General features: G+C 71.0%; 19 protein-coding genes. 9 read left to right on the forward strand and 10 right to left on the reverse strand.

Annotated features, from left to right (window positions below):
• Nucleotides 1-33: 33 nt before the first annotated feature.
• A complete protein-coding gene (locus DMC61_RS25500) occupies nt 34-474 on the reverse strand; it encodes an Hsp20/alpha crystallin family protein (protein WP_125691866.1) in 441 nt (146 codons plus the stop codon).
• Between the two features lie 105 nt (nt 475-579).
• Here DMC61_RS25500 and DMC61_RS25505 point away from each other — a divergent pair, with 105 nt between their 5' ends.
• Nucleotides 580-1194, forward strand: a complete 615-nt coding sequence (locus DMC61_RS25505) for an HSP18 transcriptional regulator (protein WP_125691868.1) — start codon at nt 580-582, stop codon at nt 1192-1194.
• Nucleotides 1195-1262: 68 nt separating this feature from the next.
• The gene (locus DMC61_RS25510; protein WP_125691870.1) at nt 1263-1451 is read left to right on the forward strand and encodes a hypothetical protein; all 189 of its coding nucleotides are present in this window, start codon (nt 1263-1265) and stop codon (nt 1449-1451) included.
• 365 nt (nt 1452-1816) lie between these two features.
• Here DMC61_RS25510 and DMC61_RS41965 read toward each other — a convergent pair whose 3' ends face one another.
• Nucleotides 1817-1942: a hypothetical protein gene (locus tag DMC61_RS41965; RefSeq protein WP_007031507.1), complete on the reverse strand. Its 126-nt coding sequence runs from the start codon at nt 1940-1942 to the stop codon at nt 1817-1819.
• A gap of 82 nt (nt 1943-2024) precedes the next feature.
• Nucleotides 2025-2765 carry a nucleotidyltransferase domain-containing protein gene (locus DMC61_RS25515; RefSeq protein WP_125691871.1) on the reverse strand — a complete coding sequence of 247 codons (741 nt, stop codon included), beginning with the start codon at nt 2763-2765 and terminating at the stop codon, nt 2025-2027.
• An 86-nt stretch (nt 2766-2851) separates the two neighbouring features.
• Between DMC61_RS25515 and DMC61_RS25520 the strand changes: the two genes are divergently transcribed.
• Nucleotides 2852-3328, forward strand: a complete 477-nt coding sequence (locus tag DMC61_RS25520; protein ID WP_125691873.1) for a TspO/MBR family protein — start codon at nt 2852-2854, stop codon at nt 3326-3328.
• On the opposite strand, the gene DMC61_RS25525 is transcribed toward DMC61_RS25520, so the two are convergent.
• Nucleotides 3321-4637 (reverse strand): type VII secretion protein EccE, encoded by a 1317-nt coding sequence (locus DMC61_RS25525; RefSeq protein ID WP_233594948.1) that lies wholly within the window; start codon nt 4635-4637, stop codon nt 3321-3323. The two genes, DMC61_RS25520 and DMC61_RS25525, sit on opposite strands and share 8 nt — an antisense overlap.
• Before the next feature lie 128 nt (nt 4638-4765).
• Between DMC61_RS25525 and DMC61_RS25530 the strand changes: the two genes are divergently transcribed.
• The 4 genes from DMC61_RS25530 to DMC61_RS25545 are packed head-to-tail and all read left to right on the forward strand — an operon-like array spanning nt 4766 to nt 11143.
• On the forward strand, nt 4766-6895 hold the full coding sequence (locus tag DMC61_RS25530) for a fibronectin type III domain-containing protein (protein WP_125691875.1): 2130 nt from the start codon (nt 4766-4768) through the stop codon (nt 6893-6895).
• Entirely contained in the window at nt 6892-7845 is a 954-nt protein-coding gene (locus DMC61_RS25535; RefSeq protein ID WP_038509449.1) for a MoxR family ATPase, read from the forward strand. Before DMC61_RS25530 ends, DMC61_RS25535 begins: the two co-directional genes overlap by 4 nt.
• Nucleotides 7846-7847: 2 nt before the next feature.
• The gene (locus DMC61_RS25540) at nt 7848-8975 is read left to right on the forward strand and encodes a DUF58 domain-containing protein (protein WP_125691876.1); all 1128 of its coding nucleotides are present in this window, start codon (nt 7848-7850) and stop codon (nt 8973-8975) included.
• Entirely contained in the window at nt 8972-11143 is a 2172-nt protein-coding gene (locus tag DMC61_RS25545; RefSeq protein ID WP_125691878.1) for a transglutaminaseTgpA domain-containing protein, read from the forward strand. Before DMC61_RS25540 ends, DMC61_RS25545 begins: the two co-directional genes overlap by 4 nt.
• A gap of 61 nt (nt 11144-11204) precedes the next feature.
• On the opposite strand, the gene DMC61_RS25550 is transcribed toward DMC61_RS25545, so the two are convergent.
• Nucleotides 11205-12623: a protein kinase gene (locus DMC61_RS25550; protein WP_125691880.1), complete on the reverse strand. Its 1419-nt coding sequence runs from the start codon at nt 12621-12623 to the stop codon at nt 11205-11207.
• Nucleotides 12624-12725: 102 nt separating this feature from the next.
• Here DMC61_RS25550 and eccD point away from each other — a divergent pair, with 102 nt between their 5' ends.
• Together eccD and eccB are read left to right on the forward strand one after the other, a co-directional pair.
• Nucleotides 12726-14108, forward strand: a complete 1383-nt coding sequence (gene eccD / locus DMC61_RS25555) for a type VII secretion integral membrane protein EccD (RefSeq protein WP_125691881.1) — start codon at nt 12726-12728, stop codon at nt 14106-14108.
• Nucleotides 14109-14112: 4 nt separating this feature from the next.
• Nucleotides 14113-15546: a type VII secretion protein EccB gene (gene eccB, locus DMC61_RS25560; protein ID WP_125691883.1), complete on the forward strand. Its 1434-nt coding sequence runs from the start codon at nt 14113-14115 to the stop codon at nt 15544-15546.
• A 235-nt stretch (nt 15547-15781) separates the two neighbouring features.
• Here the strand turns inward: eccB and DMC61_RS25565 are convergent, their stop codons facing one another.
• The 5 genes from DMC61_RS25565 to eccCa all read right to left on the reverse strand — a co-directional run bounded on the left by DMC61_RS25565 (nt 15782) and on the right by eccCa (nt 23231).
• On the reverse strand, nt 15782-16987 hold the full coding sequence (locus tag DMC61_RS25565; RefSeq protein WP_125691885.1) for a hypothetical protein: 1206 nt from the start codon (nt 16985-16987) through the stop codon (nt 15782-15784).
• A 10-nt stretch (nt 16988-16997) separates the two neighbouring features.
• Nucleotides 16998-17414 carry a hypothetical protein gene (locus DMC61_RS25570; protein WP_125691887.1) on the reverse strand — a complete coding sequence of 139 codons (417 nt, stop codon included), beginning with the start codon at nt 17412-17414 and terminating at the stop codon, nt 16998-17000.
• A 10-nt stretch (nt 17415-17424) separates the two neighbouring features.
• A complete protein-coding gene (locus DMC61_RS25575; RefSeq protein ID WP_125691889.1) occupies nt 17425-18810 on the reverse strand; it encodes a hypothetical protein in 1386 nt (461 codons plus the stop codon).
• Between the two features lie 9 nt (nt 18811-18819).
• Nucleotides 18820-19197, reverse strand: coding sequence for a hypothetical protein (locus tag DMC61_RS25580; RefSeq protein WP_125691891.1), 378 nt, complete (start codon nt 19195-19197; stop codon nt 18820-18822).
• A 74-nt stretch (nt 19198-19271) separates the two neighbouring features.
• Nucleotides 19272-23231, reverse strand: coding sequence for a type VII secretion protein EccCa (gene eccCa, locus DMC61_RS25585; RefSeq protein WP_125691893.1), 3960 nt, complete (start codon nt 23229-23231; stop codon nt 19272-19274).
• Nucleotides 23232-23364 lie beyond the last annotated feature (133 nt).

The raw sequence follows: 23364 nt of genomic DNA on the forward strand, positions 1-23364 counted from the left end.
GGGACCCGCCGGGCCCCGCACCGGACGAGACACTCAGGCCTGGATCTCCTTGCGGTCGGACGTGGTGCCGGAGATTTCGATACGCCGCGGCTTGGCCTTCTCGGCGATGGGGATGCGCAGGGTCAGCACGCCGGCTTCGTATCCGGCCGCGATGCGGTCGGTGTCGAGGGCGTCGCCGAGGAACAGCTGCCGGGAGAAGACACCGAGCGGGCGTTCGGAAACCTGCATCTGGACGTCCTTGCCGGGGGTGGGCCGCCGCTCCGCCTTGACCGTCAGGACGTTGCGTTCGACGTCCAGCTCGATGGCGTCCGCGGCCACGCCGGGAAGGTCGAAGCAGACGACGAACTCGTCGCCGTCGCGGTAGGCGTCCATCGGCATGGTGGCCGGTTTGGACCAGGTCCCCGGGTTCGCGGCGCCGAACATCTGCTGGGTCAGCCGGTCGAACTCGCGGAACGGGTCGGTGCGCATCAACATCGGGTTCCACCTCCTGGAGTCGTTGTCTCTGGTGTCAACACGCACTACTGTTCTAACATGTCATCGAAACGATGACAACCACCAAGTCGTCGATGGGATGACACGATGAACGAAGACCCCGCCCGGACCGTGCGCGCGGTGCGTGAAGTCGTGGCCGAGGCGCGCTCCGGCGTCGCGGAACAGGAGCGGCTGCTGGCGGCTTTGGCGGCGCTGAGGGAGGTCCGTGAACAACTGGCCGCGTGGGAGCCCGAACTGATCGCGGCGGCTCGCGCGGGTGGGACCAGCTGGACCGCGCTCGCCCCGGCGCTGGGAGTTGCGAGCCGTCAGGCGGCGGAGCGGCGATTCCTGCGGCTGCGGCCGTCGGTCAGCGGCGAGAGCACGGGCGAGGCGCGAGTCGACGCGGAACGTGACCGGCGGGCGGGCGATCGCGCGGTCGCCGAGTGGGCCCGGCGTAACTCGGCGATCCTGCGGCAACTCGCCGGTCAGGCCGGCGCGCTGCCCGGGCTGGACGCCGAGGCCAGGGAAAGCGCGGACAGGCTGAGCGCCGTGCTCGGCCAGGACGACGTCACCGGTCTCCTCGCCCCGATGGCCGACCTGCGTGCCCGCCTGCCCCGCGAGCACACCGGATTCGCCGAACGGCTCGGGGAGATCGGCATGCACACCGAGCAGGTCCGGCGGGACGCCGTCGACGACCGGCGGGATCGCCAATCCTCCCGGTGAAACGGGGTGTGAAACCGGTGCGGAGCGGGTACCCGCGGCTGTCCATCGAGCGAGCCGGAGGTCTTCCGATGCTGGTCCGATCCGATTCCCCGCCGACCGCCGATGTCATCGGGCTGGCGCTGAAAGTGCTTGCCGCGCAAGGACTGCGTGGGGAGGCCGCGCGTGCGGCGCTCGACGCGATGGCGCGGGAACGAGGGCTGCCGGTCAAGCGGTGCGCGGCGCTCATCGACGCGGCCGTCGACGGCCGGACGGGGTAGCCCGCCGACGCGTCCGAGGTGCGTGGGGCGAAGGCTCCCTTCACCGCGTGTGATGCGACGAAAGGAGCCTTCGCCCCGCCGTGAGTGGCGTTTCTGTTCAGGGCCAACCGTGTCTTGCGGATCTGCTGGTCCGAAGTCCGTGAAGGCCTCCTTGAGGGACACTGGGTCCCTCAAGGAGGCCTTCACGAACTGGAAACGCAGGTGCGCGGCGTGCGCAATGGCGTGACTCGCGTGATCGGGGACGTGACTCGCGTGTCTGGAAGCCGCACTCGCGAGTTCCGCCGTTGATCACGCGTGTTCCAGTCGCGAGTGCGCGCCACTCACGACCGTCACCGCAGCTTCAGCGACGCGTCACGGCTACAGCGCTACTGGCAGGCTTCGCAGTCCGGGTCGTCGATGCGGCACGCGGCGCCGTCGGTGAGCGGGAAGTCGAAATCGTCGAGCGCGGGGACGGCCAGGGCGGTCTCTTCCGGCGTGGCGGTGGCGGACATGTCTCTCCCTCGGTACGGAACTGGTCTCATCTCTCTGTAGCGCTGAAGATCGCCGGTCATTCCGTGACCCGCGCCACAACGTTCAGACTGTCCGGAACAGCGCCTCCGCCTCGTCCACCGCCTTCGCGAGGGCATCCGCGCGCAATCCGGCGAGGATCGTGTCCATCTCGCGCAGGCCCGCGCGCTGTAGCAGCCGTTTCTCGTTGGTGACCCACTCGCCGCGGGCCGCGAGGACCGCGTGCGCCGTCTCCATGGCGGCGGTGGCCAGCGCGCCCGCGACCTCGGTGGCCTGCCCGCGCGGGACGAAGGCGCCGCGGGTGTACCGCAGCGTCAGTTCGGCGCGGCCCCGCCACATCGCCGGAGCCGTCTCCCGCAACGCTTCCGGGTAGTCCGGCCGGGGCAGGTCGCCGCGCAGCACGCGGTTCACCGCGAGTTCCGCGACGGGCAGGTAGCTCGGGACGCCCGCGAGGTGGAACATCAGCGGCTCCCAGTGGAACCGGCCTTGCCGTGCTTCGGCGAGCTGGTGTTCGACGGCGTCCAGGTCGCGGTAGTGGACGTCGACCTGCCTGCCGTCGATCGTGAGCCAGGCGCCGCCGTTGAACACGCCGCCGCCCCAGGCGCCGATCTCGGAGACTTCGCCGTCCCAGCCGGTGGCGCGCAGGTCGGCCGGGTCGAAGCCGCCGCGGTAGTAGACGGCGAAATCCCAGTCGCTGCCGGGGCCGTGGGTGTCCTGGGCGCGCGATCCGCCGAGGGTGACGGCGTGTACGGCGGGCAGCGCCGCGAGGCCGTCTGCCACGTGGGTGAGAAAAGTGTCGTCGTTCATCGCGTGAAGATCGTAAAGCCGTACCTCGCGCGTAAGCGACAGGTTTTGAGCGCGCGAGCCCGTGTCCGCGCCCGTACGCTCGATGGATGACCACGATCCCGGGAAGACTTCGCGCGCCGCTGACGTTCCTCCCGTTCCTGGTGGCGGTCGCGGTGGTGGCGGTCGTCGGCGGGCTCGCCGCGGCCGACGCTCGCTCTGTCTACAGTGGACTGGAGCTGCCGTCCTTCGCGCCGCCCGCCTGGTTGTTCGGTCCGGTGTGGACGGTCCTGTACCTCGCGATCGCGGTGTCCGGCTGGCTGTACTGGAAGTCCGGCGGCGACCGCCGGGCCCTGGCCTGGTACGCCGCACAACTGCTCCTGAACGCCGCTTGGACGCCGCTGTTCTTCGCGGCGGGCGCGTACGGCCTGGCACTGGTGGACATCGTCCTGCTCGACGTCGCGATCATCGTCACCGCGCTGTACTTCCGCAGGTCTTCCCGGGTTTCGGCCGTATTGCTGCTGCCGTACCTCGCCTGGACGCTGTACGCGACCGCGCTCACCGCCGCGATCGTCGTGCTCAACTGACCCCGATCGGCAGGGTGGCGGCCACTCCCTTGGCGTGCCTGCCGTCGAGCCGGTCCAGCGTGATCCCGCCCCGGCGCGCGGCGAGTTCCAGGTCCCGCACCGCGTGATCCACGGCTTGCGCGCCCGCGGCCGCGATCCGGATCGCGGCGCTGACCCGGGGTTCGGTTTCGGCGGCGCTTCGGCGCGCGGTCACCGCCAGGGTCACCGCGGATCCGGGGGCCGCGGCGAGCAGACGACGTGACAGATCCGCCGCGAGCATTGGGGGAAGCGCGTCCCAGCCGTCGAGGCGGAACGTCGCCTGGCAGATCGGCCCGCTGTGCCAGAACCGCCAGTCTTCGCGGATCCGCGCGCGGCCGGCCGTGACGTGCGCCAGCGACGCGAGCGTGCCGAGGACCTCGTTTTCGCTGAGCGCGCGTACCGGAAGGCCGTCGCGGCGGAGCTGCCGCCGCACGCGCCTGACCGTGTTCCCGAGTGCCTGCCGCACGTCGGCGTCGCGGTGGACGTCGGCGGTGCGCAGGGCTTGCAACGCGACCCAGCCCCGCGGCGGCCGGGAGCGGTCCGCGCCGATGTGGTGGATGACCTGCGCGGCGACGTCCAGCGCCTGCTCGCGCGACGGCGGCAGCAAGGCGGTCGGCGACGGCATCGGCTGCTCGCGGGCGGCGGATTTCGGTTGCAGCACAGCGGTGATCCCGTCGGCGCGGCTGACCATGAACACCGTCTCGTCGCCGATCTCGCCGGTGATCCCCGTCGCTTCCGGCGACAGCAGCCCCAGCAGCGCCCGGCCCGCCTCGCCCGCGTGCCGGAGATCCCGGTCGCGGTCGCGGATCAGGTAACCCGACGCCGAACCGAGCCAGGCGTAGAGCCAGCGTCCGCGAATCCGCACGGTCGTCAGCGCGAGCACCACCACGGCGGCGGTGACCACCGCGGCCGCGAGCGGCCAGGGCCGCCCCGCCACCAGGACGAGCGCGACGAGGACGAGCTGCCAGCAGATGATCTGCGCCACCCCGATCCCGCCCAGCCGCCCCGGCCGCCGTCCTCGGCCGGGAGACGGCGGAATCGGCCGCGGCGGGCCGGGCACGGGGGCGGGGACGGGCGCCGCCGCGGACCAGCGCGGCCGTTGCTCCGCCTGGCGAGCCGCCGTGAGCGCGGCCAGCGCGGCCTCCCGGGCGGCGGCCCGCGCGGCGGGCGCGGCGTAGGCGAGCGGATCGGCCACGGCCTGGGCCCGCGGTACGGCCGGGGCGATTTGGGGAAGCGGCGGGGGCGGTGCGGGGTACCGCCCGTCCGTCCTCGCCGCGCCGAGATCGGTCATCGTCCTGCCTCCTCGAACCGGGTCGCCTCAGCGTCCCCGGCGAACATGAGGTTTCGATGACACGGCGCCCGCGAGCGCGAGACAGGCTGTTTCATCGAAATTTCATGGTCGCTCTCTAGCTTGATCGCGTGAACACCGACGAGCGCGGCACGAAGCGGTTCAGCGTGGTCGCCAGGACGAGAATGGCCGTGGCGCTGGTGGTCGCGGGCTGCCTGGCGCTCATCGGGCTGGCCGTGACCGGTCAGGCGGCGACCCCGGAACGGCTGGAGTTCGTCCAGGTCGGCCACTGGGTCTACAACGACGCCGCCCAGGCCGCGTTCCACGTCGACGGCTCGACGAACCGCGTCGACGCGCGCGCGGACGTGCCGGGCGCGAACGGCAGCCAGGTCGTGCAGGGCGACGGTTCCGGTTACGTGGTCGAGCGGAACCGCGTCACCGAGTTCGACAAGGCGACCTTGAGCGTGGCGGAGTCCATGCCGCCGCCCGCGCCGGAAACGCCGTTCGTGATGGAGATCGCGGGTGGCCCGTATCTGGTCTACCGCAACGCCGGGCAGATCGTGCGGCTCGGGGACCCGGCCGCGACAGTGCCCGCAGGGGGGCCACTGTCCCGGCCGGTCGCGACCGCCGACGGAACGGTGTGGGCGCACCGCGTCGACAGCGGCGCGATCTGCGATCTGCCCAAGGGCGCCGCCATCATGACCTGCCCCGCGCAGCTTCCGCCGGGGCACGGCGGCGGGCTCACGCTCGTCGGCGACCGGCCGGTGGTGCTCGACACCACCGGCGACAGCCTCCACCGCGTCGGCCCGGACGGGCTGGGCGACGGTCTTCCGCTCGGCATCAAGCTTTCGCCGTCGGCACAGGTCGCCAACAGCGCCGTCGGCGACCGGCTGGCCATCGCCGACCCCGAGCGCAACCAGCTCCACCTCATCGACATCAGCGGCCTCGACCAGGACCGCCCTTCCGCGAAGCCGATTTCGGTCGAGCTGACCAAGGGCAGCCGGTTCAACGGCCCGCTTTCCTCCTCGAACGTCGTCGCCATGGTCGACGAGACCCGCGGCGAGGTGCTGACCTACGACGCCGCGGGCAAGCTCAAGTCCACCGCGAAGGTGCCGGGCCAGGGCACGCCGCCGAGGCTGGCCAAGGGCGAGGACAACCGCATCTACGTCGACAGCTCCGACGGCTCGCACGTGCTGGTCGTCAACGGTGACGACGGCACGGTGGTCGACGTCGACGTCGACAAGGCGGCCAACACCCAGACCGCGGGCGCGCCGTCGGCCGATCCGGAACCGTCCGGCGACCAGCCCCCGCCTCAGCAGGACCAGCGACAGCAAGCGCCGCCGAACACCCAGCCGGCGCCCCCGCCGGTGGCGAAGGCGACCCCGCCCGGCGCGCCGAGGAAGGTGAGCGCGAGCTCGGGGGACGGCTCGATCAAGGTCTCGTGGAGCCCGGCGGCGGACAACGGCGCGCGGATCACCGGCTACCGGGTGACCTGGACCGGCGGTTCGACCAGGGTGAGCGGATCGTCCCGGGGCACCACGATTTCCGGGCTGACCAACGGAACCCCGTACGTGGTCACCGTGGTCGCGGAGAACTCGGCGGGCCTCGGGGTCGGCGCCAGTGCCAAGGCGGTCATCCCGGGACCCGCGAACCGGCCGGCCGGGGCTCCGGCCGTCACCGCGAACGCCACCGTGGCGGGCAAGGTTTCGGTGAGCTGGACCCAGCCCGACCTTCGCGGCGGCACGCTCGTGCACTACCTGGTGAGCGTGACGGGCAAGGGCCAGCGCACGGTTTCGGCCACGTCGGCGGAGTTCACCGGGGTCACCGGCACCGCGACCGTCACGGTCCGCGCGGTGACGAAGTTCGGCTCGGGAGCGGCGATCAACGGCGCCGCGGGCAGCCGGAAGGTCACCGTGCCGGTGGCTTCGGGACCGCCGACGATCACGATCACCCAGGTGCGGAGCAAGGACAACGCGCTGTACGTTTCCGTGAACGCCAACGGAAAAGGTGTCTCCGCGACCTGCACGGCCGAGTTCTTCAGCGAGACCAAGCCGACGGCCTGTTCCGGGGCAACGACCCTGACCATCTCCAACGTCGCGTGGTTCGGTTCCATCACGATCACCGCGACCATCAAGACCTCCGCGGGTACCGCCACGGACACCTGGCGAGGTGTGCCCACGGTGAACGGCGGCGCGCTCGTCTGGCTCGGCCCGCTGGCGTTGGTAGGCCTGCGCCGACGAAAGGAAAAGGAACTTCTGTGACGCTCACACCCAGGGTCGCCTTCGAGCAGATCGCCGAGAACGTGCAATCGGTGGTGCGCGGGAAACCGGAGGTCGTCCGGCTCACCGTGGCGGCGCTGTTCGCCGAGGGGCACCTGCTGATGGAGGACGTGCCCGGCGTCGGGAAGACGACGATCGCGCGCTGCGTCGCCGCCAGCATCGGCGGCCGGTGGAGCCGGATCCAGTTCACCCCCGACCTGCTGCCCGGCGACATCACCGGCGTGATGGTCTACCACCAGAACAACGAACGCTTCCAGTTCCACCCCGGCGGCATCTTCGCCAACGTGGTGCTGGCGGACGAGATCAACCGGGGTACGCCCAAGACCCAGGCCGCGCTGCTGGAGGTGATGGCCGAACGCCGGGTCACCGTCGATTCGGTCGGCCAGGCGGTGCCGAGGCCGTTCCTCGTGGTGGCCACGCAGAACCCGATCGAGCTGGAGGGCACCTACCGGCTGCCCGAAGCGCAGCTCGACCGGTTCCTCATGCGCATTTCGGTCGGCTACCCGGATCTGGAATCCGAGATGCGGGTGGTGATGGGGGACTGCGCCGGGGTGACGCCGGACGAACTGAAGCCGGTGCTGAGCATCGCCGACGTCCAGTCTGTCATCGACGAGGTCCGGAAGTCCCATCTGGCACCGGAGATCGTCAACTACGCGGTCCGCCTGGCCGCGGCGAGCCGATCGCATCCCGACGTCCGCTACGGCGCGAGCCCGCGCGGCAGCATCGCGCTGATCCGGGCGGCGCAAGGACTCGCCGCCACCTTCGGCCGCGACTTCGTCACCCCGGACGACGTCAAGGACGTCGCGCATCCGGTGCTCGACCACCGGCTCGTGCTGACCCCCGACGCCGAACTCAACCAGCGGCGGACCGCGGACATCGTCGACGAACTCCTGGGCGCGACGGCCGCTCCCATGGCCGCGATGGGGAGGTAGGCGTGCGGCTCACCCGCCGCGGCGTCATAGTGCTGGCCTTCGCCGCCGGGTTCTACGCCCTCGGCGAACTGGCCGGGTACACGTTTTTCCGTGCCTTCGCGGGGATCGCGGCGGGCGCGGTGCTGATCGCACTGGCCACCACCCGGTTCCGGCCGAAGGTGGAGATCGGCCGCACCGTCCAGCCCGACCGGGTCGAACGCGGGAAGCCCGCGCTGGCCTCGCTCGTCGTGCGCAACACCGATGTGCGGCGGCACGGCGGTTTCGCCGCGGCCGACGGCATCGGCGGGGAGACGCACAGCCTGCGGGTCCGCCCGCTCGCCCCCGGCGCGGAAGCGACGTACCACTACGAACTTCCGACGACGACACGCGGGAAACTCCGGGTCGGCCCGCTCGTCGCGCACCGTCCCGATCTGTTCGACCTCGCGCGCGGCGACCAGACCGTCGGGGACTCCGCGTGGTTGTGGGTGCACCCGCGACGGCACGCGGTGCGCGCGGCGCAGGCCGGTCATCCGCGTCACCACCACGAGGGGCCGATCACCGACCCGCCGCTGCGCGGTTCGGCGGATCTGCGCGCGGTGCGGGAGTACGTGGTCGGCGACGAGGTCCGGCATCTGCACTGGAAGGCGTCCGCCCGGACCGGACGGCTCATGGTGCGCGAATACGCCGACCCCGCCCAGCCCCGGTTCACCGCCGTGCTCGACACGCGGCCCGCGTCGATGAGCCCGGCCGTTTTCGAAGAAGCCGTCGAGGTGGCGGCTTCCCTGTTCTACGCGTCGGCGTCGGCGGGGCAGCACTGCCGTTTCATCACCTCCGCGGGCGCGGACACGCTGACCGACAGCGGGGTGCGCGCGGCGAGGACGCTGCTCGACGAACTCGCGCTCGTGACCCAGGACGCGGCGGACGACGCGCCGCTGCTGCCCTCGGCACTGGCCGCCGCCGAACGCCCCGGCGGGGTGCTGGTGCTGATCACCGGCCCCGACGCCGATCTCGGTCACGCCGCCCGCTGGCGCCCCGACACCGTGGTCCGGCTCGGTGATCTCCGGCCGTCGGCGGGTTCCCGCGGACTGATCGTCGCGGTCGACGCCGCCGGTGCCGCGGCGCAGTGGAATTCCTTGGTGGGTAAGTCATGAGCGCCCGATTCGACCGGATCGCGGTCGCCGCGCTGCTCGCCGCGACCGGGATCGCCGGGCTGCTCTTCGCGCCCGTGTTCGGCTGGGCGGAACTGCTCGTCCCGGTGCTCGTGGTCGTTCTCGTCGCCTACGGCTGCGCCGAACTGACCGCGAAATTCCCGAAGCTGACCCCGTTCCGGCCGTTGCTCGTCGCGCTGCTCGGCCTGCTCGGGCTGATCGAGACGGTGCTGACTTCGACCACGCTCGCCTTCTTACCGACCGGCGCTTCGCTGCAGGGCCTGGCGCAGGGCCTCACCGAAGGCTGGCGGCTCACGCTGCAGTCCACCTGGCCCGCGCGGCCGATCCCCGAACAGCTGCTGTTCGTGCCGCTGTCGGTGCTGCTCGCCGTCATGCTCGGCCTGGAACTGTTGCTGCGTCTCAAGAAGCCGCTTGTGGTGCTCGTACCGAGCCTGGCCGTCGCCGGGCTCGCCCAGGCGTATCAGGCGTTGACGGGAATTTTCGCGGTCGCGGCGGCGCTGGCCTACGCGCTGCCCGCCGGGCTCCTGCTGTGGTCGGGCCGCCGCGTCCGGTCGGTCAGCCGGGCACCCGGTGGCCCCCGGTTCTCCTGGCGGGTGACCGGTTCGGCGATCGGGCCCGCACTGTCCACTGTGGTCGCCCTCGTCGCCGGGGCGGTCGCGCTCGCCTGGCTCGACCCGGTCGCCCGCGATCCGTTGACGCTCAAGGACACCCAAGCCGCGCCGCCGCCGAAGAGCAGGGTCGGCAACCCGCTGGACGAGATCGCCCAGCGGCTCATCCGGCCGGGTGAGGAGGTGTTCCGCTACCGCGGTGACACCCCGGTCGATCAGTGGCGCCTGATCGTGCTGAACGGTTTCGACGGGGCGAACTGGCTGTCCGACGCCAAGCTCCGGCGGCTCGGCGCGGGCCTCGACGGCCCGCCCGGCGTGAGTGGCAGCGCGGAACTGAAGGTGCGCGGGCTCTCGGGACCATGGCTGCCGAGCCATCAGGATCTGACCGATGTGGACGGTCTGACACCGCTGGTGGACGAGGCCGCGGGCACCCTGATGGCGGAATCGTCGTCGGCGGGCGGGGAGCGGAACTACCGGCTCAGCTGGTCGTCACCCGAGGTTGACCTCGGTGCCGGGGAGATCGACCCGCGGGCGCCGCTCGGCGGGCTCGGCACGGTGCCGCCCGACGTGGAGAACGTGGCGAAGGACGCCGTGCGCGGTCTGCGCCCGACGTTCCAGTCCGCTTTGCAGCTGGAACGCTTCCTCAGCACGAACTATCAGGTCGCGACGGGGACGGATGAACTGCCGACCGGGCACGGGTGGCCGCAGTTGAGGCACTTCCTGCTGGAGAGCAAGCGGGGGACGAGCGAGCAGTTCGCCGCCGCGTACGTCGTCCTGGCGCGGATGAGCGGCATCCCGGCCCGGCTCGTCGTCGGGTTCCGGGGGTCGGCCGAGACCGACGGCGGGATGCACGTCGTCCGCAACCGCGACGTCCTGGCGTGGCCCGAAGTCGCGGTCGCCGGGGCGGGCTGGGTGGCCCTCGACCCGACCGCCACGGCGGGCAAGGCGGAGCAGGGCCAGGCGGGTCCCGGCAAGGCGGTCGCCCGCGCGAGGGCCCAGCTTCCGGCTGAACAGCAACTGCGGCCGCCCCAGCTCCCGCCGGGGACGTCCGAGGAATCCGGTGAGGACCAGAGCACCGAAGCGGGGATGAGCTGGTGGTGGCCGTCGCTCGCCGGCGCGATCGTCCTTTTCGGACTCCTGTGGCTCGTCGGGGTACCGGCGGCCAAGGTCGTCCGCGCTCGGCGGCGGCGTCGCCGGTCCGGTGCCGAAGGAGTGCTCGGCGCGTGGGACGAGATCCGCGACCGGTTGCGCGCGCACGGCGTGCCGTTCCGGATCGGGATGACCCCGCGCGATCTCGCCGAATCCGCCGGTTCGCTTGCCGGGGAAGGGATCCGCGAACCGGTCGCCCGGCTGGCCAAGGTGCTGGACGTGACGCTGTGGTCCGGGGTCCCGGTGGGGGACGGTTCGGTCCGGCGGGCGTGGCAGGAGGTCGGCGAGGTGCGGCGGGGGCTCGCCACCAGACCGTTCGCGGCTCGGGTGCTGGCGGCACTCGAGCCGCGGACCCTGGTGCCGATCCGCGGCAGGGCCTCTCGCGAGGGGTGAGGCCCTGTACGTGAAGGCCCCCTTCATTGCGCTGGACGCAATGAAGGGGGCCTTCACGTACTCACGGGTTGCAGCGGGCGCCGCGGATCGCGACCGGCTCGGTGGTGTAGATGTGCCGTCCGTCGGTCGCCCTGAGCTGGAAGCAGTACCGGCGCGCCGGGTCGACGGGGACGTCCAGGCTGCGCTGACGGTGGGCGACGAGCTGTTTCGTCTCGAGCCGCTCGCCCGCCATGATCACGACGAAGTCCAGTTCGCCTTCCGCGGTCCAGGTCAGCTGCACGTGATCGCTCTGGTCCTGCGGCGGCGCGAGCGCCAGCTTGACGTCGGGCGCCGGCGCGGAAGCCGGTGCGGGCGGCGGGATCGCGGCCGCCACCGGGACGGCCTGCCCACCGATCTCCGCCGGGCCGAGGACCAGCGGCAGCACGGCGAGCCCGGCGGCGAGCACCCCGGCGCCCGCCAGCGCGACGGGCTTCCACGGAAGCTCGCGTTCGGTTTTGAGCGGTCCGCTGAACTCGCGGATCAGGGTGCGGCCGCCCCTCGGCGGCGCCTGCACCACCTGGACCGGCGACGGGGCCGCGTGGACCGGGGCGGCGGGCCGGTGGACCTCGGCGAAGTCGTCGAACTCGACTTCGGTCTCTTCTTCTTCGCTTGGCAGGTCCGGGGAATCGCCGGTGACGACCTGTCCGCCGGGACGGCTCAGCTTCGTGAACAGCCGTGCCAGCGACGCGACGTCCTGCGGCCGGTCGGCCGGTTCCTTGGCCAGCAACCGCAAGATGGTGGCGGCGAGTTCACCCGGGACGGCCGGATCCTGGATCGGCGCGACCGGCTCCCGCAGCACCTGCAGGATCCGCTCGCCGGGCTGCTGTCCGGTGTGACGGGGAAACGGGGGCGCCCCGGTCAACGCGACGTAGAGCACCGCGCCGAGTCCATAAAGGTCGGACGCGGGGGAAAGCGTGTCGTCGCGCAGGGTTTCCGGGGCGGTGTACTCGACCGCGTACATCGGATCGCGCGGGAATCGCCGCCGCAGAGCCACCCCGAAGTCGGCGAGCACGAACTCGCCGGACGCCCGGTACAACACGTTGTGCGGGCTCACACCGCCGTGCAGGACGTCCGCGCCGTGCGCCGCGGCGAGTGCCGACGCGATCGCGGCGCCGAGGGCGAGCACGTCGGGAACCCCCAGCCGGGCACCGGAATCCAGGACACCGGCGAGTGAACCCGGGCACAGTTCGCGGCGGATTCCGGACCGGCCGTCGGGCAGGGTCAGGACATCGGCGATCGGCAAAACCGAACGCGTCGAACGCACTGTCGCCAGCGCCTTGCGCTCTCGTTCGAGCCACGCGGAGGTCTCGCGGTCGAAGGTGCCGGGGAACATCTTGATCGCGAAGTCGTTGCCCGTGGCGGGATCCTTGCCCGCGTACACGGTGGCGATGGGGCCCTGGGCGAGCAGCCTCGGTCCGCCGACCCCTGTCTCGATGCTCATGACCCCATTGTCGCGCAAGAAGTCCGGTTCCGGAGTACTTTCGCGGCGGCAGGTTCCTGCCGCCGGTGCCCGGCGGACCCGTCGCTGGCCGACCCTTTTCCCATGCAGACTGCCGGCCTGGTCAGGGTCACCATCACCACTCCGCACCGGCGCATCGACATGGCGCTGCCGGAACACGCGTCCGTCGCCGAAATCCTCCCCGGCCTGCTCGCGCGGGCGGGTGAGGGAATGGCGGACGACGGGGTCGCCGGCGGCGGCTGGCAGTTGCGCCGCGCCGACGGGACGGCCTTCGATCTGGACCGGACGCTGGGCGCGCACCGGGTCCGGGACGGGGAGATCCTCCATCTGACGCCGCGCCGCGCCGAATGGCCGGAGCCCGAGTACGACGACCTCGTGGACGCGATCGCCACCGGCTCCGGCCGCACCGGCAAGGCCTGGGGGCCGCGGCACACGCGGCAGGCCGGGCTGGCCGTCGGCGCGGTGGCGATGTCCTTCGGTCTGCTCGCGGTGCTGCGCGCCGGCCCGCCGTGGACGGCGCCGGCGGCCTGGGCGCTGGCGGTCTCGGCGTTGCTGCTGGCGGCGGGAGTCCTGCTCGCGCGGGCACTGCGCGACGCCGGGGCCGGGGCGGTGCTCGCCGCCGTCGCGCTCCCGTTCGCCTTCTCCGGCGGCGGTCTGCTGCTGGCGGGCGACGACCCGATCGGCGAGCTGTCCGCCGGTCACCTGTTGCTGGCGAGCGCGGCCCTGCTGCTCGCGGCCGTCGTCGGTCACCTGGGGGTGACGGCCGCGCCCGCCCTGTTCGCCGGGGCCGCCACTGTCGGCCTGCTCGGGGTGCTCGGCGGCTGGCTGGCCACCTTCAACGACCTGGCGGGCTACCGGTCGGCGGCGGTGATCGGCGGCGGGGTGCTCGTGCTCTCGACCACGTTCGCGCCGCTGTCGCTGCGGCTCGGCCGGGTGCCGATGCCGGTGCTGCCGCGGTCGACCGCGGATCTGGTCCGCGACGATCCCCAGCCACCGCTTGAACTCGTGCACGCCGCCGTCGCCAGAGCGGACGCGCTGCTCACCGGCATGCTGGGCGGGGCGGCGATCGTCGCCATGTACTGCCAGCTGCAGCTGATCCGCAGCGACAGCGAGGCCGCGGTCGTCCTCGTCGCCCTGCTGGCGGCGGGATTCCTGGTGCGTGCACGACTGTACCCGATCCTGCGGCAACGGACGCCGATCCTGGTGGCCGGGATCTTCGGCGCCGGATGCCTGCTGGCGGGCCCGCTCATGGCGGACCGCTCGCTGCTGCTCGTCCTCGCCGGGCCGCTTTCCTTGGCGGTGGCGGCCGGCGTGATCGCCTCCGGCGTCGTGCTGAGCACCCGCGCCGCCAACCCGTATCTCGGCCGGATCGCCGAGTACTTCGAGATCCTGGTGACGATCGCCGTCGTCCCGGTGGCGTGTTCGGTGCTGGGCCTGTACGGCTACGTGCGCGGACTGGGGGGCTGAAACCATGGCGTCCAAACGGGATCAGCTGCAGGCGTACCAATTCCTGGTGCAGCGCGCCATCTCCGCGCTCGTGACGAGGGAGACCGACCCGGAGCAGCCGCCGTTCCGCCGTCCCTCCGGTGCCGCTTTCGCCGGTGTCGCACTGGCGATCGTGGCGCTGGCGTGCGTCGGGGTCTACGGGATGATCGTGCCCGGCGGGAACAACGCCTGGCGCAAGAACGCCGCCGTCATCGTGGAGAAGGAGAGCGGGACCCGGTACGTCTACCTGGACGAACGGCTGCATCCCGTCGCGAACTACGCGTCCGCGCTGTTGCTGCTCGGCGAACACGGCACCACGGAACGGGTTTCGCGCGAATCACTCGCCGGAGTCCCGCGAGGGCCCCGGATCGGCATCGCCGACGCGCCGGACGGCTTGCCCGGTCCCGAAAAACTGCTCACCGGCTCGTGGTCGCTGTGCTCCGCGCCCGCGAGCGACCTGGCGGGCAGCCGGATCGAGGAATCGGTGCTGCTGGCGGGCGCCTCGCCGTTGGGCGGCGCGGAACTGGCGGATCAGGCGCTGCTGGTGGAATCGACGTCGACCGGCGACCGGTTCGTCGTGTGGCGCGGGCATCGGCACCGGATCACAGACTACGGCGCCGTCGGCACCGGGCTCGCGCTGACCGCGGAGCCATGGGCGCGGGTCGGCCGGGCGTGGCTCGACGTGCTCCCCGAAGGCACACCGATCGGCCCGCTACCCGTGGCCGCGGCGGGCGAGGTGTCCACCGCGGTGCCGGGCCGGACCGACATCCGGAACGGGATGCTGCTGATGGTGCAGACCTCCGGTGGGGGACAGCAGCACTATCTGGCCGAACGGGACGCCCTGCGGCCGATCAGCGAACTGCAGTACGACGTCCAGCGCGCGAGCGCCCAGATGCTCGCCGCCTATCCCGGCGGTGAACCGAAAACCGTGCCGCTGCCGCCATCGCTGGCGACCATGTCCCGGCAACTGGACCCCGTCCAGGCCGACGCGGGCGCCGCACCCGCCACACGTCCGGCCATCGCGCGCCTGCGCGACCAGGACACCACCGTGTGCGCGACCTTCGGCGACGGTTCCGTGGCCCCCGCCCTGACGGTCGATCCGGCGATGCCGCCCGCGGACCCGATGTCCACCACCGCCCGCCGGACCGCGTCCGGAACCCCGCTCGCGGACCGCGTCCACGTGCCGCCCGGCAGCGCGATCGTCGTCGAAGCGATGCCCTCCCCTTCCGCGGCCGTCGGAACGCTGACCGTCGTGACCGACATGGGGCGCCGCTATCCGCTGGCTTCGCCCGATGTACTGAAGATGCTGGGCTATCCGTCGGCGCGTCCAGTGCGGCTGCCCGCCGGTCTGGTGGCGCGACTGCCCGAGGGACCGAGCCTCGACCCCGCCGCCGCGCGGCGCCAGACCCTGGGCGGCTGACCGGATCCCCGTGTGCCAGCGCGTGACTCGCGTGCTTGGAGGCGGATCATGCGTGATTGCAGGCGGAACACACGATGCGGATCCGGTCTCAGCGTGTTCCGCCTCCAAGCACGTGAGTTCGCTCTTCAATCACGCGAGTTCCGTCTTCAATCACGCCATGTGCCGGGATTGAAACGACGTGAAGGCCCCCTTCACTGCGTCTAGCGCAGTGAAGGGGGCCTTCACGTACAGCGGATCAGCGGGGGTTCGTCCGCCACAGGTCTTCGTCGAGCATCTGTACGGAGCCGGACTCCGACTCACCCGGCCGCCGGCCGCGCGTCAGCGTGAACCCGGCGTCCGGATTGCCGTTGGCCGCACGGCCGCGCAGCTTCGCCGGAACCCCGTCGCTGCCACCCGAGGACGCGCGGCGGCCGGACCCGTTCCGCCCGACCGGCTGGTCGCTCGACGACGGCCTGAGCGTGCTCGCCGTGTTCTGCCCACCGGCGTGCGGCGGCGCCATCGGTGACATCGGGCCTGTCGTCGCCTTCGCGGTGGAGGAGCCCGCCGCCCCCGGCTGGATTTCGGAAGCCAGGCTGGGCGCCTTTTTCGTCCCGATCGGCTTTGCCGCCACCGGAAGGCCCACCCCGCCCGCCACGCCGATTCCGCCGAGCAGTCCCGTCGGAACCGGCGGCGCTCCCGAACCGCCCGGCAATCCGCCGAGAGCGGGGACCGTCCCGGCCGCGGTCGGCAGCGGGGCGAGGCCGGCGAGCGAAACACCTGACGCCCCGTCGTAGCCGGGGATCTCCGGCACCGAGATGTCCGAGCCCGTCCCGCCGCTCCCGCCACCGACACCGAGGGACTCGGCCAGACCCTGCACTTCGGACAGCGCGTTCATGCCCGCTTCCGCGGCCTTGATGAAGTCGGCGGGCGAGTTCCCCTCGGTGGAGGCCTGCGGGGTCTCGGGCATCATGTGATCGGGTTGCTGGATCCCGGAAGCCGAAACGACCTTGAGCATGGACATGTCGAACTGTGCGCCGAGCGCGGTCATCCGTGCACCCGAGGCCTGCTGGATGAGCGGAGCCGCCCAGGCGGTCAGCGGATTGGCGATCGCCGCCATGTACTGGCTGTGCAGCAACGACACTTCCTGCATCGTCTCCTGGATACCGCTCGCCAGCGTCGTCAGTGTCTCGGCAGGCTGAGCGAGATCGATCCGCTCGCCCCAGAACCGGAGTTCGGCGAGTGAGCGTTGCGCCCTTTCCTCGTGGGCGCGGCCCGCGTCGTCCTGCCAGGTAGGCGAAAGCTCGCCAACCCTGGTGTGCAACTCGGTCGACGCGCTTTCGATCCAGGCACGGGATTCGGTCCACATGCGAGCCGCGTCGGTGAGGACGGCGACATTGGCCTGCTCGGCGGTGATCATCGCCAGATGTGCCTCGATCGGCAGCAGGTTGTAGGGAACAGCCATGATCAGCTCCTCAGACCAGGTCCCGCGGGGCGCCGCCCGCGGACTGGTCGGCCGGTTTTTCGGTGGCGGTGGACGGTTGCTGCGCGGAGCCCGCGGTCTGCTTCACCAGATCGATGCCCTGCTTGAGCACCTTCGTGGCGGATGTGGCCAGTTCGAGCGCGCTGGTGACGTCCGCCGCGCTGTAGGTGATCGCGGCGGTCTTGACCTTCGTCGAGTCGGTGACCATTTCTTCGGTCATCTTCGTCATGAACGCGGCCATGCTCGCGGTCGCGGCCTTGTCCAGCACCGACATCGCGATACCTTCGAAGAGACCGGTCAGATTCGGCGGTGTTCCCAGCCGGGCCAGGGACGGCGGCATTTCCGGTGCGGTGAGCTGACTCGAATAGGCGCTCATCGACTCGGTGTCGGCGTTGATTTGATCGGGCATCTACCCCTCCTCACTGTCCGGCGCGATAGCGCGGACCTGTGTCTTCCTGTTCGACCTGCCACAACTCTTCGTCGAGCAGCTGGACCGTGTCGTTTTCCCGGTCCCACCGGCGGGGAGCCGGAGCCGGTTCGGTGTGCCGTCCGGCCGGACGGCCACGTCCGGACCGGCCCAGCAGGGAAACCCCCGGGGTCGCACCGGTCTTGCGGTCCCTGGACCGTCCGGTGGCGGCGTGCTCGGCGGCGCCGGGTTTGATCCCGTCGCCTGTTCTCGCCCCACCGCGTTGTGGTTGCTGCTGCTGCGGTGGCATCGCGCCGGGAGCACCTGTCGCCCCGGTGCTGCCGCCGGAACCTGACGCGGACATCGAAGCCACCGCCGGGAAGACGGTGGTACCGAGACCGCCGGGTGATGGCTGACCGAGCGGCGCCACCGGGGAAGGCACACCACCGGCTCCGCCCCCGGAAGTACCGACAGGGCTCACCCCGCCGCCGGCGAGGCTCGGCAGCCCCGCGCCGTCACCACCGAGCCCCGCGAGCCGGTCCGCGACTTCCGCGGGCGTCGGGGAATTCCCCGTGTCGAGCGGATCGACCGGGCTGAGCGGTGTGGGGCTCGGAGAGTCCGTGCCGCCGCCCATCAGCTGTTGTGCCGACTGCATGACCTGACTCAGGGCGTCCAGGGCGCCGGGAGCCGCTTCGAGGGCGTCCTTGAGCGGATCCGTCGCCTCCGGGGCTTCTTCCTCGGTGGGACTGGGCTCCTGTGGCTGCGGGGAAGAAGGCGAGGGCGAGGCACTGGGAGAAGCGGCGCCGGAGACGGGGACGCCGTTCGTGGCCGGTCCGGGGTTTCCTTGCCCGGACGTCGCGGCGAGCGGGCCTTTCCAGGGAGTGCCCACGGCATTCTTCATGGCCAGCGCCGTGCCCTCGTACAACGGGGCGAGCTTGGTGATCTCGTCGGCGATCTTCGTTTCGATCTCCTGCCGCTGTTTGCCCCGGTCCTCTTCGGACAGTCTGTTGTAGTGGTCGACCTGATCCTTCGCGAAGTTCTGGGCCGCGCAGAGCGCCAGATTAAGGGTGTTGATCTTGTCGAGCACCTCCGACGCGGAGGTCTGCTTCTGCGGTATCGGAAGCCCGATGGTCATCATCGAATTGACCATCCCGCTCGGGTCGGTCCATGTCCGCATGACGGCGATGTCGGTCGATACCCGGGCCATGAACTGGCGGCCGGCGGCGTCCGGCCACCGATCCTGGGTGACGAGCTGATTCGCCTGCTGGTGAAGAAGAGTCGCCTGCCCGTCGATCCAGGCCCTCGCTTCACGCCACAGGTAGCCGGCGGCCACCAGCTTGGGGACGTGGGTATGCATCTCGGCCGTGAGTTGCCCGTACATTTCCTCGATGGACGCCATCGGATCCCCTCAGCGTCCGGAGTGTGGCGTGACGAGGCGGGGATCGACCTTCGGGAGGTCTTCCGGGCGCTGCGAGACGAAGGTGTTCAAGATCTCCTGGCGGGCCGTCTCGTCGGCGCGAAGGTAGTTCGCGGCTGTTTGCTGGACAAAGGCGCTGTATGCCGCGAATCCTTGCTCAGCCTGCGTGATGAAGGTCTGGAGTTGCTGGATGGTCTCGTTTTCCGCACCGGTGAGATGCATGCAGAGGCTGTCCAGCCCCCCGGGACATGCTGTCGACGAGTCGATCCGGGAAATGTTGCTGACCGGCGGCTTGTCGAGGCTCCCCATGATCCGGGACGCGAACTCCCGCATGGCGTCGGTGTCGCCGTTGATCTCGTCACCGCTCATCGTCACTCCTCACGTCGTTTTGAGGACAGGCAACCACTTCCGGGTGCCGGGCAGGGCGCGGCGACAGGAAGCGGTCACTCCCGCTGCGGGAGCCAGGCGAGTTGCACCAGTCCCTTCTGGCCGCGGCGGTCCACCAGCCAGCCTCGGCCCGGGGGCAGGACCTGGGCTCGCATGCCGCCCAGCAGCGGGCCTTCGTCACGGTCGCCGGACATCATCAGGCCGGGCGTGCCCACTTCCCGCAGCCTGCCGAGGAAAGGTTCGAACAGGCCGCGACCCGCACCACCGGTACGGCGGGCCAGCACCACGTGCAGTCCGATGTCCGAACCCTGCGCGGCCAGCGGCAGCAACGCCATGAGCGGATGTTCCTTGTGCGTGGCCACCATGTCGTAGTCGTCGACGAGCACGAAGATCTCCGGCCCCTCCCACCAGTTCCTCTTCCGCAACTGCTCGGGGGTGACGTCTTGCCCCGGCAACCGCTTCGACAGTGCCTTCGCCGTCTCCATGAGCATTCGGCCGCTCTGCTCGTCGTTGGTGCCGTAGCCGAGGAGGTGATCCGCGCCCACTTCGCCGAGCAGGCTCCGGCGGTGGTCGACCAGGATGATGCGGGCTTGGTCCGGGGTGTAGGCCTTCTGGATCCGTTTGGCGAGCACCCGGAGGAACGACGTCTTGCCGCTCTGGGTGTCCGCCAGCACGAAGAAGTGCGGATCGTTGGCGAAGTCGAGCCGCATCGGTGACAGGTCGCTTTCGTGGATACCGACCGCGAGGCCCGCTTCTTCGCCGTCCACACCGTCGGTGGGAGGGAGTTCCTCGTACGGCAGGATTCCCGGCAGGAGCCGGACCGACGGCGCGGGTTCGCCAGGCCACGCCGTCCGCACCGCCTCGACGAGCGCGCCGATGCCGTCGGCGAGGTCGTCCGTCTCCGTGACACCGTCGATGCGGGGCAGCGCGATCAGCATCTGGTGCCCGCTCATGGCGATCCCGTGGCCCGGCGCGTCGGCGGGCACGCTCATCGCGGCACGACGGTCGATGACGGAGTCGATCGGGTCGCCGATCTTCAGCTCCAGCCTGCTGGCGAACAGGTCACGGACGTTCATCCGCAGGTCGAACGAACGCGAACACCCGGCCACGACGTGGACGCCATAGGAAAGGCCGCGTGCGGCGATGTCGCCGACCGTCTCTTCGAGTTCCGGGAAATCGCCGCGCAGTGTCTGCCAGCCGTCGATGACGAGGAAGACGTCGCCGTGTTTTTCCGCGGGGAACCGGTTTTCGGCGCGCAACCTGCGATAGGTGGCGATGCCGTCGATCTGCTGTTCGGCGAACAGCCGTTCCCGCTGGGCCAGGATCGTCGACACCTCGGCCACCGTCCGCCGGACGGCGCCGGTGTCGAGCCTGCCCGAAACGCCGGCGACATGGGGCAGGCCCGCGATCGACGCGAGCGTTCCCCCGCCGAAATCGAGGCAATAGAACTGGACTTCGCGAGGCGTGTGCGTGAGCGCGAGGCTGGCGATCAGCGTCCGCAGCACGGTGCTCTTCCCGGTCTGCGGAGCGCCGATGACCAGCACGTGCCCGGCGGCGCCGGTCAGGTCCAGCACCAGTGGGTCGCGTCGCTGCTCGAACGGCCGGTCCACGGTGCCCAGCACCGGCCGCAGCGAACCACTCGCGCCGGCGGAGAGCCCGCGCCGGGCATCGGTGACCAGCGGGGGCAGCAGCGCGTCCAGTGTCGGCGATTCCGCCAGCGGCGGCAGCCAGACCTGATGGGCCGGGGTCCCCTGTCCTTCGAGCCGGTCGACCAGGATGTCCAGCAGGGTTTCGCCGACGGCCGTGTCGTCGTCCGGCTCGGTGGACTCTTCCGGCTCGACGTCGAGTTCCTCGGCGACGTAGGCGGTGGTGTACTCCTGCAGCACCAGGCGTTCCCCCAGCGTCGCGGGCACGCCTCCGCCCGTGGAGCGCTGGTACACCCCGGAGACGTAGGCGGAGCGGAACCGGTCCATCGGCTCGGTGCCGACCTTGAGGAAGCCGTGCCCGGGCGCGCGCGGGAGTTTGAAGGCGTCGGTGACCCCGAGCACCGCCCGGCTCTCCATCTCGGAGAACGTACGGAGCCCGACCCGGTAGGACAGATGGGTTTCCAGGCCACGCAGCCTGCCCTCCTCGAGACGCTGTGAAGCGAGCAGGAGGTGCACGCCGAGCGAGCGCCCGACACGTCCGATTTGGACGAACATGTCGATGAAATCGGGCTTGGCGGACAGCAGTTCGGAGAACTCGTCACAGATCACCAGCAACGTGGGCACTTCGGGCAGCGGGGCGCCCGCGGCCCGTGCCTTCTCGTAGTCGCGCAAGGAGGAGAAGTTCCCCGCCGCCCGCAGCAGTTCCTGACGCCGGATCAGCTCGCCGTTGATCGCGTCGGTCATCCGGTCGACCAGATGCAGCTCGTCGGCGAGGTTGGTGATCACCGCGCTGGTGTGCGGCAACGCGTCCAACCTGGCGAAGGTGGCACCGCCCTTGAAGTCGACCAGCGCGAAATTCAGCGAGCTCGGCGGATGGGTGACCGCCAGCGCGAGGACCAGTGTGCGCAGCAGTTCCGACTTCCCGGAGCCGGTGGCCCCGATCAGCAGACCGTGCGGCCCCATACCGTCCTGCGCCGACTCCTTGAGGTCGAGTTCGATCGGGGCGCCGTCGGCCTGGATGCCGAACTGGACCCGGAGCCGGTCCCGGTTCGGCCTCGGTTGCCAGGTGTCGGCCGGATCGAATTCGTACGGGTCGCCCAGTTCCAGCAATTCGGCCAGCCCGAGTTCGGTGCTCATCGGTGCCTCGCCGCGCAAGCCCGCGGTCAGTCGCAGCGGCGCTAGCTGGCGGGCGAGCCCTTCGGCCGCCACCGGTCCGAGCTGATCGGCCTTCCCCAGCGGGGCTTCGCCGTCGATCGTCTCGCTGAGCATCGTGCCGTCCGCGTCGACGGCGAGCACGACGGTGGTCCGGTCGAGTGCCCGCGGCGGCATCGTGGTCAGGTCGATGACGGTCACACCTTCGACCCCGCCCCCAGTCATGAGATGGGACGAGCCGGCGACGGCGCCGCCGTCGAGCACCACCACCAGATGCGGCCCGGGCAGCCGGACATCCGATTCGGGATCGAATCGCGGCCGTTTGGCCAGTTCCTCTTCGAGCATCGACTCCAGCGCCGGAACGCTCGGTGCCACCAGACGAAGCGGGCCGAGGGCGTCCGAACGCTCGGGATGCAGCGCGTGCGGCAGCCACTTGGTCCACTCCCAGACGGCCCGGTGTTCCTCGTCCGTGCAGACCGCGACGCGCAGGTCGTCGGGGGAATGCAGGGTCGCCAGCTGCGCCAGGGTCGCGCGCAGCATGCCGAGGGCGGCCTCCCGGTCTCCCCGCAGGTAGATCCGGCTGAATCCGTTGATCGCGATGGCGATCGGCAACCGGTCCACAGTGGAATGGGTGGTGATGAACCGGCGTAGCGCCAGCGCGGACAGCGGCTCCAGTTCTTCGAGCGGTTTGGTGTCGGGGGCGACCAGGGTGGTCGCCGGGCTCTGCGGGCTCAGCCCGATGCGGGCGACCCCGAAGTCCGGATCCTCCTTGCGCCGCTCCCACAGGCGGTAGCTTCCGGCGAGCGACCACAACGATGCCGGATCCGGGTGGAGGTACTCCATCGCTTCGCGCTGTTTGCGGATCGAACGCCGCAGGCGCAGCCGATGCTGGGCCAGATGCCGCAGGTACTTCCGGCGGGCGTGTCCCATTTCCCGTTTGCTCGGGCCACCACCCTGCAGGAAACCCATGACGACCATGCCGAGCATGCCGACACCCATGATCCCGTAGATCGCGAAGCGCATCGATCCACCCATGTTGCCGGAGTACATCAGCAGCATCCCGGCCGTCATCGCCACCATCGGCAGCACCATCAGCACCTGGGCCCACTGCCGCGCGGGCGGGGGCGGGATCTCCGGCGGTGGCTGAAGGATCAGCTCACCGGACGGCATCTCCGGGCCCGGCCTGCGGGTGGGGCGCTTCACCACGACTGTCGACACGAGATCGATCGTCGGCCACCGCGGCGGCTCCGGGACCGCGCTGGCAGGAAGCTGCCGACCCCCGGAAAGTGCCCTGATCGCTCACTAATTTGGCCAGGGTAAGGAGCACTTATGTCGTGGAATGGAGGACGAA

Origin of the sequence: Amycolatopsis sp. WAC 04169 (genome assembly GCF_003947535.1) — a bacterium.
Taxonomy (GTDB): Bacteria; Actinomycetota; Actinomycetes; order Mycobacteriales; family Pseudonocardiaceae; genus Amycolatopsis; species Amycolatopsis keratiniphila.

What these genes read in the sequence shown, in the direction of transcription:
- DMC61_RS25500 (WP_125691866.1), bottom strand. Translation starts at nt 474, where the DNA reads ATGTTGATGCGCACCGACCCGTTCCGCGAGTTCGACCGGCTGACCCAG.
- DMC61_RS25505 (WP_125691868.1), top strand. Translation starts at nt 580, where the DNA reads ATGAACGAAGACCCCGCCCGGACCGTGCGCGCGGTGCGTGAAGTCGTG.
- DMC61_RS25510 (WP_125691870.1), top strand. Translation starts at nt 1,263, where the DNA reads ATGCTGGTCCGATCCGATTCCCCGCCGACCGCCGATGTCATCGGGCTG.
- DMC61_RS41965 (WP_007031507.1), bottom strand. Translation starts at nt 1,942, where the DNA reads ATGTCCGCCACCGCCACGCCGGAAGAGACCGCCCTGGCCGTCCCCGCG.
- DMC61_RS25515 (WP_125691871.1), bottom strand. Translation starts at nt 2,765, where the DNA reads ATGAACGACGACACTTTTCTCACCCACGTGGCAGACGGCCTCGCGGCG.
- DMC61_RS25520 (WP_125691873.1), top strand. Translation starts at nt 2,852, where the DNA reads ATGACCACGATCCCGGGAAGACTTCGCGCGCCGCTGACGTTCCTCCCG.
- DMC61_RS25525 (WP_233594948.1), bottom strand. Translation starts at nt 4,637, where the DNA reads ATGACCGATCTCGGCGCGGCGAGGACGGACGGGCGGTACCCCGCACCG.
- DMC61_RS25545 (WP_125691878.1), top strand. Translation starts at nt 8,972, where the DNA reads ATGAGCGCCCGATTCGACCGGATCGCGGTCGCCGCGCTGCTCGCCGCG.
- DMC61_RS25550 (WP_125691880.1), bottom strand. Translation starts at nt 12,623, where the DNA reads ATGAGCATCGAGACAGGGGTCGGCGGACCGAGGCTGCTCGCCCAGGGC.
- eccD (WP_125691881.1), top strand. Translation starts at nt 12,726, where the DNA reads ATGCAGACTGCCGGCCTGGTCAGGGTCACCATCACCACTCCGCACCGG.
- eccB (WP_125691883.1), top strand. Translation starts at nt 14,113, where the DNA reads ATGGCGTCCAAACGGGATCAGCTGCAGGCGTACCAATTCCTGGTGCAG.
- DMC61_RS25565 (WP_125691885.1), bottom strand. Translation starts at nt 16,987, where the DNA reads ATGGCTGTTCCCTACAACCTGCTGCCGATCGAGGCACATCTGGCGATG.
- DMC61_RS25570 (WP_125691887.1), bottom strand. Translation starts at nt 17,414, where the DNA reads ATGCCCGATCAAATCAACGCCGACACCGAGTCGATGAGCGCCTATTCG.
- DMC61_RS25575 (WP_125691889.1), bottom strand. Translation starts at nt 18,810, where the DNA reads ATGGCGTCCATCGAGGAAATGTACGGGCAACTCACGGCCGAGATGCAT.
- DMC61_RS25580 (WP_125691891.1), bottom strand. Translation starts at nt 19,197, where the DNA reads ATGAGCGGTGACGAGATCAACGGCGACACCGACGCCATGCGGGAGTTC.